This is a genomic window from Streptomyces sp. NPDC015127 (genome assembly GCF_043080095.1).
Lineage (GTDB): Bacteria > Actinomycetota > Actinomycetes > Streptomycetales > Streptomycetaceae > Streptomyces.
On the sequence record NZ_JBIBVE010000010.1, the window covers coordinates 61,974 to 74,087 of the forward strand.

General features: G+C 69.2%; 8 protein-coding genes and 1 pseudogene. 5 read left to right on the forward strand and 4 right to left on the reverse strand.

Features of this window, described 5'->3' with window-relative positions; translation table 11 throughout:
* Positions 1 to 27 precede the first annotated feature (27 nt).
* Positions 28 to 1,998, forward strand: a complete 1,971-nt coding sequence (locus ACF08N_RS20535; RefSeq protein ID WP_392326060.1) for an ATP-dependent DNA helicase — start codon at positions 28 to 30, stop codon at positions 1,996 to 1,998.
* Positions 1,999 to 2,146: 148 nt separating this feature from the next.
* Here ACF08N_RS20535 and lexA read toward each other — a convergent pair whose 3' ends face one another.
* Positions 2,147 to 2,932 (reverse strand): transcriptional repressor LexA, encoded by a 786-nt coding sequence (gene lexA / locus ACF08N_RS20540; protein ID WP_392326061.1) that lies wholly within the window; start codon positions 2,930 to 2,932, stop codon positions 2,147 to 2,149.
* A 565-nt stretch (positions 2,933 to 3,497) separates the two neighbouring features.
* Between lexA and nrdR the strand changes: the two genes are divergently transcribed.
* The gene (nrdR, locus tag ACF08N_RS20545) at positions 3,498 to 4,007 is read left to right on the forward strand and encodes a transcriptional regulator NrdR (RefSeq protein WP_392326062.1); all 510 of its coding nucleotides are present in this window, start codon (positions 3,498 to 3,500) and stop codon (positions 4,005 to 4,007) included.
* A 169-nt stretch (positions 4,008 to 4,176) separates the two neighbouring features.
* Positions 4,177 to 7,059 (forward strand): vitamin B12-dependent ribonucleotide reductase, encoded by a 2,883-nt coding sequence (locus ACF08N_RS20550; RefSeq protein ID WP_392326063.1) that lies wholly within the window; start codon positions 4,177 to 4,179, stop codon positions 7,057 to 7,059.
* A gap of 147 nt (positions 7,060 to 7,206) precedes the next feature.
* Here the strand turns inward: ACF08N_RS20550 and ACF08N_RS20555 are convergent, their stop codons facing one another.
* Together ACF08N_RS20555 and ACF08N_RS20560 are read right to left on the reverse strand one after the other, a co-directional pair.
* Positions 7,207 to 7,725: a TerD family protein gene (locus tag ACF08N_RS20555; RefSeq protein ID WP_392326064.1), complete on the reverse strand. Its 519-nt coding sequence runs from the start codon at positions 7,723 to 7,725 to the stop codon at positions 7,207 to 7,209.
* 54 nt (positions 7,726 to 7,779) lie between these two features.
* Positions 7,780 to 8,738 (reverse strand): annotated as a pseudogene (locus tag ACF08N_RS20560) (DUF1152 domain-containing protein).
* A 162-nt stretch (positions 8,739 to 8,900) separates the two neighbouring features.
* Between ACF08N_RS20560 and ACF08N_RS20565 the strand changes: the two are divergent.
* Complete coding sequence (locus ACF08N_RS20565; protein ID WP_392326065.1) at positions 8,901 to 9,506, forward strand: YdbC family protein; 606 nt, start codon at positions 8,901 to 8,903, stop codon at positions 9,504 to 9,506.
* A gap of 49 nt (positions 9,507 to 9,555) precedes the next feature.
* Here the strand turns inward: ACF08N_RS20565 and ACF08N_RS20570 are convergent, their stop codons facing one another.
* Positions 9,556 to 10,251, reverse strand: coding sequence for a TetR/AcrR family transcriptional regulator C-terminal ligand-binding domain-containing protein (locus ACF08N_RS20570; protein WP_392326066.1), 696 nt, complete (start codon positions 10,249 to 10,251; stop codon positions 9,556 to 9,558).
* Between the two features lie 108 nt (positions 10,252 to 10,359).
* Here ACF08N_RS20570 and abc-f point away from each other — a divergent pair, with 108 nt between their 5' ends.
* Positions 10,360 to 11,976 carry a ribosomal protection-like ABC-F family protein gene (abc-f, locus tag ACF08N_RS20575; protein ID WP_392326067.1) on the forward strand — a complete coding sequence of 539 codons (1,617 nt, stop codon included), beginning with the start codon at positions 10,360 to 10,362 and terminating at the stop codon, positions 11,974 to 11,976.
* Positions 11,977 to 12,114: the final 138 nt, after the last annotated feature.

Genomic DNA, 12,114 nt, shown 5'->3' on the forward strand with positions numbered 1-12,114 from the left:
AGTGGTGCCCCGTAGGCTGGTCGCGCTATGACGAAGCCATCCCTCCCCGAGCTCCTCCACGCCGCCGTCACCGCCGTCGGCGGGGTGGAACGGCCAGGCCAGGTCACGATGGCCGAGGCCGTCTCCGAGGCCATCGACGAGAACGCGCACCTTCTGGTGCAGGCCGGCACCGGCACCGGAAAGTCGCTGGGATACCTCGTCCCGGCCCTTGCCCACGGGGAGCGAGTGGTCGTCGCCACGGCCACCCTGGCGCTGCAGCGGCAGCTGGTGGAGCGTGATCTTCCGCGGACGGTCGACGCGCTGCATCCCCTGCTGCGCCGGCGGCCCGAGTTCGCGATGCTCAAGGGCCGGTCCAACTACCTCTGCCTGCACCGTCTGCACGAGGGCGCCCCGCAGGACGAGGAGGAGGGCCTCTTCGACCAGTTCGAGGCCGCCGCGCCGACGAGCAAGCTGGGCCAGGACCTGCTTCGTATGCGGGACTGGGCGGACGAGACCGAGACGGGCGACCGCGACGACCTCACGCCCGGTGTCTCCGACCGCGCGTGGAGCCAGGTCTCCGTCTCCTCCCGCGAATGCCTCGGGGCGTCCAAGTGCGCATACGGCGCGGAGTGCTTCGCCGAGATGGCCCGGGAGCGGGCGAAGCTCGCCGACGTCGTGGTCACCAACCACGCGCTGCTCGCGATCGACGCCATCGAGGGGGCGCCGGTCCTGCCGCAGCACGAGGTGCTGATCGTCGACGAGGCACACGAACTGGTCTCGCGGGTGACTGGAGTCGCCACCGGCGAGCTCACTCCGGGCCAGGTCAACCGGGCTGTACGCCGCGCGGCGAAGCTGGTCAACGAAAAGGCGGCGGACGCGCTCCAGACCGCTTCGGAGTCGTTCGAGCGCGTGATGGAGCTTGCGCTGCCGGGCCGCCTGGAGGAGATCCCGGAGGACCTGGGCTACGCGCTCATGTCCCTGCGCGATGCCTCGCGCACCGTGATCAGCGCGCTCGGCTCCACGCGGGACAAGTCGGTCCAGGACGAGGACGCGGTGCGCAAGCAGGCGCTTGCCTCCGTCGAGAACATCCACGCCGTCGCCGAGCGCATCACGCTCGGCTCCGAGTACGACGTCGTCTGGTACGAGCGGCACGACCGCTTCGGCGCGTCCCTGCGGGTGGCTCCGCTGTCGGTCTCGGGGCTGCTCCGCGAGAAGTTGTTCGCGGAGCGTTCGGTCGTGCTCACGTCCGCGACGCTCAAGCTCGGCGGCGACTTCAACGGTGTGGGGGCATCCCTGGGGCTCGCCCCGGAGGGCACCGGAGGAGACGAGGTCCCGCAGTGGAAGGGGCTCGATGTCGGCTCGCCCTTCGACTACCCCAAGCAGGGGATTCTCTACGTCGCCCGGCACCTGGCGACACCCGGCCGTGAGGGTTCGCGCGGCGACATGATGGACGAGCTGGCCGAGCTGATGGAGGCGGCGGGCGGGCGCACCCTCGGGCTGTTCTCCTCGATGCGGGCTGCCAAGGCCGCCGCGGAGGAGCTGAGGGGACGGCTCGACAAGCCGATCCTGCTGCAGGGCGAGGAGACGCTCGGCGAGCTGATCAAGAACTTCGCCGCCGATCCGGAGACGTGCCTGTTCGGCACGCTCTCCCTGTGGCAGGGAGTCGATGTCCCGGGGCCCGGCTGCCAGCTGGTGGTCATGGACCGTATTCCGTTCCCCCGGCCCGACGACCCCTTGATGAGCGCGCGGCAGAAGGCTGTGGAGGAGGCCGGAGGCAATGGCTTCATGGCTGTCGCCGCGACGCATGCGGCTCTTCTGATGGCGCAGGGGGCCGGTCGTCTGGTGCGTGCCACGGGGGATCGTGGGGTCGTGGCCGTACTGGATCCGAGGCTGGCCAACGCCCGGTACGGCAGCTATCTGCGGGCCTCGCTGCCCGATTTCTGGTACACGACGGACCGCAATCAGGTGCGCCGGTCGCTGGCCGCGATCGATGCTGCGGCCAAGGCGGACGGCAAGTAGCCCGGACGTCCGCGCTACGTCCCGCTGGATACGTCCTCCGGGAGGAGACGCCGGAGAAGAGCACCGGAGAAGAGCACCGGAGGAGACACGGCAGGACCCCGGGACCGGCGCAGTGGGTCCCGGGGCCCGGTCAGAGCCGGCGAGTCCGTCAGACCCGCCGCAGCACCGCCACCACCTTGCCGAGGATGGTCGCCTCGTCACCGGGGATGGGCTGGTAGGCAGCGTTGTGGGGGAGCAGCCAGACATGGCCGTTCTCCCGCTTGAAACGCTTGACGGTGGCTTCGCCGTCCAGCATGGCGGCGACGATGTCCCCGTTCTCGGCGACGGGCTGGCGGCGCACCGTCACCCAGTCGCCGTCGCAGATGGCGGCCTCGATCATCGAGTCACCGACGACCTTGAGCACGAACAGCTCGCCGTCACCGACCAGCTGGCGGGGGAGGGGGAAGACGTCCTCGACGGACTCCTCGGCGAGGATGGGGCCACCGGCGGCGATCCGGCCCACCAGCGGCACATAGGACGCGGCGGGCTTGCCCGAGGTGTCCGTCGGCTGGGTGCTGGGCTGGTCGGAGCCGCGGACCTCGTACGCGCGGGGGCGGTGCGGGTCCCGACGCAGGAATCCCTTGCGCTCCAGCGCCATCAGCTGGTGGGCGACGGAGGAGGTGCTGGAAAGACCGACGGCCTGGCCGATCTCACGCATCGACGGTGGGTAACCCCGGCGCTGCACGGAGTCGCGGATCACTTCGATGACACGCCGCTGCCGGTCCGTCAGGCCGGAGCTGTCCGCCCGGATCCCTGGAGGTCGGCCGGGCAGCGAGCGGGTGGGCTTGGGCCCCTCCGGGGTCGTGGCTGCGTCATTCATGGCATGCACCGGCTCGAATCGGTTCTGGGAGCGGTCCTGGGCAGTGATGGCGGCACTGTCAGCGGTGGTGGTCACGTCGGCCCCTCTCGAATGGTCTCCCTAGCTGGACAACGGTAGTAGGTTTCGAAAGGTTGCGCCAAACACACGTTCGAGTGAAAAATCGCGGATTGCCTGACGTGGCCGCTCAGCTGGGTGTATGTGCGAACGCCGGGAATGCCGGCCGATGAGAGGTCCTACGGCAGCCTCCGCCGTCGGAGGCGAGAGGGGCGGGCTCCGCCAAGTCTGGCATCGACCGCCGACCGACACCCGTAGCCGCGCCCATGACGACCGCGCGCGTGCGCATCGTGGACCGCGCGCGTGTGGCCCGTGGATTGCCCGCGTGTGGCTCGTGTGCGCTCCGTGGACGGCCGTCGTACGGCCCGTGCGCGGCAACCTCCTCGGCGGCGTCGCGCGACACGCGCTACGGCCCTGAAAAGCGGCCCGACCCCAGATCTAGTGGTTGGATTGTGACCGCCACCCAGAAGTTGTGGTCCCTGGTCCGTCGAAGCTCAGGGCATCGCCTATGCTTGGGGCTGCTTCGGGGGGCTCAGCGAGCCAGTTGAGGCTATTCGGTCGTGCTGTGAAGGAGGGGTTGGGAGCCATGCACTGTCCCTTCTGCAGGCACCCTGACAGCCGCGTCGTCGACAGTCGGACCACCGACGACGGAACGTCGATCCGACGACGCCGGCAGTGCCCCGACTGCTCCCGCCGCTTCACGACGGTGGAGACCGCGTCGCTGATGGTGATCAAGCGCAGCGGTGTCACGGAACCCTTCAGCCGTACCAAGGTCATCTCCGGCGTGCGCAAGGCATGCCAGGGGCGGCCGGTCACGGAGGACGCCCTCGCTCAGCTCGGCCAGCGGGTCGAGGAAGCGGTGCGCGCCACCGGTAGCGCCGAGCTGACCACCCATGACGTGGGTCTGGCCATACTCGGCCCCCTGCAGGAACTCGACCTCGTCGCGTACCTGCGGTTCGCGTCCGTCTATCGGGCGTTCGACTCACTCGAGGACTTCGAGGCCGCCATCGCGGAACTGCGCGACGAGCGGCCACCCGCAAAGAAGCGGAGCGGCGGGGCTGTCGAGGTCCCCGTCCCCGCCACCGCCGCCGACTGAGCGGCACCCGCCGGCGGGCGGAGCCGTGTGTCACGGGCTCTCCATCCGCCTCAGGCGGCACATGACCTGTCACGGGGCGCTGCGCGGCGCTCCGAGGCACCAGACACAAGCAGTGCCACGGGAAGATCTGGGCACTTCAGGGCGTTTTTGCCCGTATATGGGAGGCGGCATGACCGAGACGACGAGCGGCCCGGCACGAGGGTCCCGCACCAAGGGAGCCAAGGCGAGCAAGGGCCTGCGTATCGAGCGGATCCACACCACCCCCGGCGTGCACCCGTACGACGAGGTGGTCTGGGAGCGCCGTGACGTCGTCATGACCAACTGGCGTGACGGCTCGGTGAACTTCGAGCAGCGTGGCGTCGAGTTCCCCGACTTCTGGTCGGTGAACGCGGTCAACATCGTCACCAGCAAGTACTTCCGCGGGGCGGTCGGTACCCCGCAGCGGGAGACCGGTCTCAAGCAGCTGATCGACCGGATCGTGAAGACGTACCGCAAGGCCGGCGAGGACTACAGCTACTTCGCCTCGCCCGCCGACGCCGAGATCTTCGAGCACGAGCTCGCGTACGCCCTCCTGCACCAGATCTTCAGCTTCAACTCGCCGGTCTGGTTCAACGTCGGCACGCCCCAGCCGCAGCAGGTCTCCGCCTGCTTCATCCTGTCCGTCGACGACTCCATGGAGTCGATCCTCGACTGGTACAAGGAAGAGGGCATGATCTTCAAGGGCGGCTCCGGCGCCGGCCTGAACCTCTCCCGCATCCGCTCCTCCAAGGAGCTGCTGTCCTCGGGCGGCAACGCCTCCGGCCCGGTCTCCTTCATGCGCGGCGCCGACGCCTCTGCAGGAACGATCAAGTCCGGCGGTGCCACCCGTCGCGCGGCCAAGATGGTCATCCTCGACGTCGACCACCCCGACATCGAGAACTTCATCGAGACCAAGGTCAAGGAAGAGGAGAAGATCCGCGCGCTGCGCGACGCGGGCTTCGACATGGACCTGGGCGGCGACGACATCACGTCCGTCCAGTACCAGAACGCCAACAACTCTGTGCGCGTGAACGACGAGTTCATGAAGGCCGTCGAGTCGGGCGGGAAGTTCGGCCTGCGTGCCCGGATGACCGGTGAGGTCATCGAGGAGGTCGACGCCAAGGCGCTCTTCCGCAAGATGGCCGAGGCCGCGTGGGCCTGCGCCGACCCGGGCATCCAGTACGACGACACGATCAACCACTGGCACACCTGCCCCGAGTCCGGCCGCATCAACGGCTCCAACCCGTGCAGCGAGTACATGCACCTGGACAACACCTCGTGCAACCTCGCCTCGCTGAACCTCATGAAGTTCCTCAAGGACAACGGCGAGGGCCGCCAGTCCTTCGACGTCGAGCGCTTCGCCAAGGTCGTCGAGCTGGTCATCACCGCGATGGACATCTCGATCTGCTTCGCGGACTTCCCGACGCAGAAAATCGGCGAGAACACCCGCGCCTTCCGCCAGCTCGGCATCGGCTACGCCAATCTGGGCGCCCTGCTCATGGCGACCGGCCACGCGTACGACTCCGACGGCGGTCGCGCCCTCGCCGGCGCCATCACCTCCCTGATGACCGGCACGTCCTACAAGCGCTCCGCCGAACTCGCCGCGGTCGTCGGCCCGTACGACGGCTACGCCCGCAACGCCGAGCCGCACAAGCGCGTCATGAAGCAGCACGCCGACGCCAACGCCAAGGCCGTCCGCATGGACGACCTGGACACCCCGATCTGGGCCGCGGCCACCGAGGCCTGGCAGGACGTGATCCGTCTCGGCGAGAAGAACGGGTTCCGCAACTCCCAGGCGTCCGTCATCGCCCCGACCGGCACCATCGGTCTCGCGATGTCCTGCGACACCACGGGCCTCGAGCCGGACCTGGCGCTGGTCAAGTTCAAGAAGCTCGTCGGCGGCGGCTCGATGCAGATCGTCAACGGCACCGTGCCGCAGGCGCTGCGCCGCCTCGGCTACCAGCCCGAGCAGATCGAGGCGATCGTCGCCCACATCGCCGACCACGGCAACGTGATCGACGCGCCCGGTCTGAAGCCCGAGCACTACGAGGTCTTCGACTGCGCGATGGGCGAGCGCTCCATCTCCGCGATGGGCCACGTCCGCATGATGGCGGCCATCCAGCCGTGGATCTCGGGCGCGCTCTCCAAGACGGTCAACCTGCCGGAGACGGCGACCGTCGAGGACGTCGAAGAGGTCTACTTCGAGGCGTGGAAGATGGGCGTCAAGGCGCTCGCGATCTACCGCGACAACTGCAAGGTCGGCCAGCCCCTCTCCGCCAAGAAGAAGGAGAAGGAGAAGACCGAGATCACCGAGAAGGCCGAGGAGACGATCCGGTCCGCGGTCGAGAAGGTCGTCGAGTACCGTCCCGTCCGCAAGCGCCTGCCCAAGGGCCGCCCGGGCATCACGACCTCGTTCACCGTCGGCGGCGCCGAGGGCTACATGACCGCCAACTCCTACCCGGACGACGGTCTCGGCGAGGTCTTCCTGAAGATGTCGAAGCAGGGCTCCACCCTCGCGGGCATGATGGACGCCTTCTCGATCGCCGTCTCGGTGGGCCTGCAGTACGGCGTTCCGCTGGAGACGTACGTCTCGAAGTTCACCAACATGCGCTTCGAGCCGGCCGGCATGACGGACGACCCGGACGTGCGCATGGCGCAGTCGATCGTCGACTACATCTTCCGCCGCCTGGCGCTGGACTTCCTGCCCTTCGAGACGCGCTCGGCGCTCGGCATCCACTCGGCGGAGGAGCGTCAGCGTCACCTGGAGACCGGCTCCTACGAGCCGGCCGACGACGAGGTCGATGTCGAGGGTCTGGCGCAGTCCGCTCCGCGTCAGCAGGAGCTGAAGGCCGTTGCCGCCCCGAAGGCGGAGGTTCCGGCTCCGAAGCAGGCACACACCTCGGCCGAACTGGTCGAGATGCAGCTCGGCATCAGCGCCGACGCACCGCTCTGCTTCTCGTGCGGAACGAAGATGCAGCGCGCCGGTTCCTGCTACATCTGCGAGGGCTGCGGCTCGACCAGCGGCTGCAGCTGATTCCGCGCCCCACGCGGGCGTGAACCTCCTCGCCAGGGCGGTGGAGCCGGTTTCCCGGCGCCACCGCCCTCGGCGTCTGTGACGCCTGGGTGGTGTCCGATCCGCCGCCCCATGCCTGCCCGGTATCGGGCAGGCAGGGCGCGGCGGTCAGCCGCTCATCAGGCCGATGAAGGACTGCGGGTCCGTGTCGAATCCGCGCACCGATTCGTGGAACTGCCAGTTTCCCGCCGTATCGCGCCTGAACTCGCAGACGACGGCCGCCGTGGACTGTGAGACCGCGGCGAAGTCGCACGTCGCCAGCTCGTCGTACCCTTCCAGGACCTTCACGAGGGTGTTCGCGACATCACCGAACACCCTCCGGCCCGTCCGCTGCTGAATGACGACGCCCACGACAACACGCTCGTACCCCGCCGCGAGCCGGTCGAACTCCAGCGTCATGACCTCGTCGGCGCCGAACCCCTGGCCCGTCCTGCTCTCCCTCGTCAGGGTGATCGTCCCGTCCGGTGACCTGCTGTCGAAGTGGACGACGTACGCCGGTTCGTTCTTGGCGTCCGTCCGGTAGGTCGCGGCCACCAGATCGAGATCATGGGGCGGGTCGCCCAGCGGACTCGGATCCCACTTGAGTGCCACCTCGGCCTTCCGGACCCCCTTGCTGAGGTTGCTCACCGGATCTCCCTCCCCGTAACTTCCGTCGTTCTTACGGACGTTGACCGTAGTCCCTCAGTGGGGGATGCGGCGAGGCGGCCGCTGCCGCACGACCTCATCCCGGAACTCGGCGATGGCGCTGCTGACCTGACGGATCAGATGCGTGTTCTCGATCCGGTCCAGGTACAGGCAGCGGCGTGCCAGCCCCTCCAGTTCGAAGGCGAAGCAGAGGGACATCAGAGGATTGATGAACAGCTCGCTGCCTCGGGTGCGCGAGGTGAACCGGACATCTCCGAAGGAGCCCCGGACGGCGGCGGCTATGGACCCGTTCACGATGCTCGGATGGTCGGGCGTGTGCTCCTGGGCATGGCTCACGGCGTCGAGGAACAGCGCGCCCTCCCGGGTTGCCCGTGGTACGGAGAACGCGCCGAGGTAGGCGCCGTCGGTCTCCAGCGCCGCTATGTTCTCCAGGACAAGGCCGTGGCTCACACCGTGGTACGCGTCGACCCCGAAGCCCACGGAGACGACGAGGCGCTCGGGGACATCGATACGGGCCAGGGCCGCCACGCTGGTCAGGTCCTCCTCCGGCGTCCCCAGGCCGGACTCGTCGCCACGCATCAGGATGTCGGTGCCGCCGTCGACGAGGACCACCGCGTCGATCTCGTGCCGTTCGATCAACGCCCGGTACGCGGCGCGCAGCGGCTGTACGCCGACGCGGGCGAACGCGTGCACCATGCTCGGGTACCCGTGCAGCGCCAGCCACTGGGCCAGGGTCCGCTCGGGGAAGTACGTCTGGTGGGGCGCGGAATCCGGGGTGATCACGGCGACGTCGGGGGCGAGCCGGGCGTCCGAGGGGAGCCTTCCACGGCGCTGAACGTGAGGTTGGCCAGATGGACCGTCTTGCCCTGGTGGATGAGGGACAGCGCGATCGGCAGCCCGGCGTACACGTCGAAACCACCGCCGGCTCCCGCGACCAGAACGCGTTCGGCTGATTCGAGGCGGGCAAAGAGCGGGTTGGTGTGCAGCGCCGTCATGCTGATCATTGTGCCGGGGCGGTGCGGGGGCGCGGGACGGAATATGCGGTTACGGGTGCATGGCAGGGGCGCCGTCGGTGCACGGCCAGCGCACTGTCGCACGGGTGGATGCACTCCTGTCGACAGGGAACGGCCTCGTGGTCCGGGCCGTACGATGGCGCGGTGCTGGTCAAGTGGATTCGTTGCACCGTGGTGGACCGTCGAGGGTTCGAGCGGGGGCAGCGGAAGTGGGCGGGGCTGCTGGGTGAGCCGGGATTCCGGGGGCAGGGCGGCGGTTGGAGCCGGATACGGCCCAACGTTGCCCATGTGTTCGCCTTCTGGGAGAGCCGCCCCTTCTACGACTCCTTCATGGCGCGGTCCCACGACCGGCTGGCGGCGGGTCAGTCGGGCACGTACAAGGACATTCAGGCCACGCTCTTCGATTACCGCTTCGACGTGAAGACAGGGTTCGAGCCGCGCTTCACGGACGCGGATGTGGTGCGGGTGGCGCACTGCCGTGTCCGCGAGGACCGGGTCGAGCACTTCTCGCTCATGCAGGAGAAGGTGTGGAATCCCGCTATGGCGGGGTCGCCGGGGATGGTGCGCGGCATGCTCGGCGAGGCGCCGGAAAACGAATTCCTCGTGATGTCCATGTGGTTGTCCGCGGCGGAGCACGGCAAGTACCGGAGGGAGCGCATCGAGCGGCTGCTCCTGCGCGCACAGACCGAGGCCGACGTCTCCGCACTGGCCGGTGACGTCGTGGAGCTGGAGCCGTCCTGGACCGTCTGATCGCGCCCCGTGCTCACGCCTCTGCTCACTTCGCTGCTTACGCCGCTGATCACGCCCGCGCTCGCGGCCCTGCGTCGGTCGCTGCCTCGGCTGATGCGTCGGGCGTTGCGGGGGCGGGTGCACCTTCCGGCCGGTGTGCCGAGAAGACGCCGGCACGCAGCGCCGCGATCGCCGCTGCGGCCGACCGGTCGGCGAGAGCCCGGTCGGCCGGCTCTCGGGTGATGAAGAGCCGGAAGAACAAGGGTGCGGATACGGCTCGCACGACCTCGCCCGCGTCGGTGTCGGTGGGCGCTTCACCCCGGGCGACCGCTCTCTCGACCACGGTCGCCGACCGTCTGAATCGCTCCGCGTAGAAAGCGCGCAGCGCGTCGGCCGCACGGCGTGACTGGAAGGCCGCGGCGATGAACGCGGCGGGGGCTGCCGCCGCTTCCGGGTCGTCGAAGGAGTCCGCCACCTCCCGCGCCAGCGCATGAAGATCTCCCTCCAGGCTGCCCGTGTCCGGTGGGGTCCAGCTGTCCTCGCCGGCGAGGTCGAGCGCATCGGCCACCAGTCCTTCGACGCCTCCCCACCGGCGATAGAGCGTCGTCTTGTGCACGCCCGACTGCTCGGCGACGTATTCGACCGTGAGGCCGGGGTAGCCGTGCTCGCCGAGGCCGGTGAGGACGGCGTCCCGAACGGCCGCTCGCGTGCGGGCGGTACGTCCGCCGGGGCGCTGGGTGCCCGGGGCCGGCGTCTTCTCATTCAATTGCGACTCCTGTTGCGTTAAGAGTTTCCATCGTGGCACACTCTTCGTAATGCGACAAGGGTTGCATTAATCGATGCGGCTTCCTGCCGCTTCTTCTCGGGGGTGCACGTGCCGACTCAGATCTCTCTTCATGGTGTGACCGCGACCCGCGGCGACCGGCTGTTGCTGGACGACGTCTCGCTCACCGTCCGCCCCGGTGAGCGCATCGGTGTGGTCGGGGAGAACGGAGCGGGGAAGTCCACCCTGCTGCGTCTGCTCGCCGGTGCCGAACCGCCGGACGCCGGTGAGGCGGTCGTCATCGCCGAGCGTGGTGCGGGACTGCTGGCCCAGACGCCCCAGTTACCTCCCGAGCGCAGTGTCGAGGACGCGATCGACGCCGCACTGGCAGAGGTGCGCGCCATGGAGAGGCGGCTGCGCGAGCTGGAGGCTTCGCTCGGCTCCGGAGGTGACGCGGCTCTGCGCGAGTACGGCGACGTCCTGACAGCCTTCGAGCTGCGCGGGGGTTATGCGGCGGACGCCCGTGTCGACAAGGCGATGCACGGGCTGGGCCTCGCGCACATCGGCCGTGACCGGCGGCTGGGCACTCTGTCCGGCGGGGAGCAGGCGCGTCTGGGGATTGCCTGCCTGATCGCCGCAGGGCCGGAGGTCATGTTCCTCGACGAGCCCACGAACCACCTGGACGAGTCGGCTCTGGACTGGCTGGAGGGCGCCCTGACCGCCCATACGGGGACCGTGATCGCCGTTTCGCACGACCGCACGTTCCTGGAGAGGGTGGCGACCGCTGTGGTCGAGGTGGATGCCGACAGACGCACCCTCGTCCGGTACGGCGGGGGGTACGAAGGCTTCCGCGCCGAGCAGTCGGCGGCCCGGCGCCGCTGGGAGCAGGCGTACGAGCAGTGGCGCGAGGAGACGGAGCGGCTGGAGGCGTTTGCGGCGACCACCGCGCATGGCGTCGCGGCGGGCCGGCCCATCAAGGACAACAACAAGATGGCGTTCGACCGGGCCGGTGGTCGCGTCCAGGCGTCGGTCGCGGGGCGGATCCGCAACGCGGAGGAGCGTCTGCGCCGGCTGCGCGAGGCACCCGTGGCCAAGCCTCCGGAGCCGCTGCGCTTCTCGGCCCGTCCGCAGGCGGGAGCCGTGGAGGGCGACGTGGTCACGTTGACGGACGTGCGTGTCGCGGACCGCCTCGTTGTCGACGGCTTGACGGTGGGGGCCGGGGAGAAACTCCTCGTCCACGGAGGCAACGGAGCGGGTAAGTCGACACTTCTGCGGGTGATGGCAGGTTCCTTGAAACCTGACAGCGGCTCGGTGACCCGGAGAGGAGCCATCGGATACCTCGCTCAGGAGATACCGGTGAGCCGCCCCGGCGAGTCGGTTCTCCGTGCCTTCGCACGGGGGCTGGCCCTGCCCACCGAGGACGAGCAGGCGGAGCTGCTCCTGTCGTTCGGTCTGTTCCGCCCCCGTGATCTTCATGTCCGGGTCGGCTCCCTCTCCGCGGGGCAGCGGCGGCGGCTCGCCCTGGCCCGGCTGCTCGCGCGTCCCGCGGATCTTCTGCTGCTGGACGAGCCGGCCAACCATCTGGCCCTCGGCCTGGTCGAAGAGCTGGAGGAGGCGCTGATCCAGTGGCCTGGGGCGCTGGTCGTCGTGTCCCACGACCGGCTGCTGCGGCGTCGCTTCGACGGGCGGATACGCCGGATGGACTCGGGGCGGCTCATCGGCCGATGACGGGCGGGCCTAGGGGGTGTCTTGTCGATCAGGCCGGATGAGGGAGTGGGGGTCCCCCCACGCCCGCAGGGCGTAGGGGGAGGGTCTGGTGCCGTGGATCGCAAGGCGGAGGAGGGAGGCGACGCGGAGCGTCGGCGA

Coding starts and splice junctions, on each gene's coding strand:
- ACF08N_RS20535 (WP_392326060.1), top strand. CDS start 28: ATGACGAAGCCATCCCTCCCCGAGCTCCTCCACGCCGCCGTCACCGCC.
- nrdR (WP_392326062.1), top strand. CDS start 3,498: ATGCACTGTCCCTTCTGCAGGCACCCTGACAGCCGCGTCGTCGACAGT.
- ACF08N_RS20550 (WP_392326063.1), top strand. CDS start 4,177: ATGACCGAGACGACGAGCGGCCCGGCACGAGGGTCCCGCACCAAGGGA.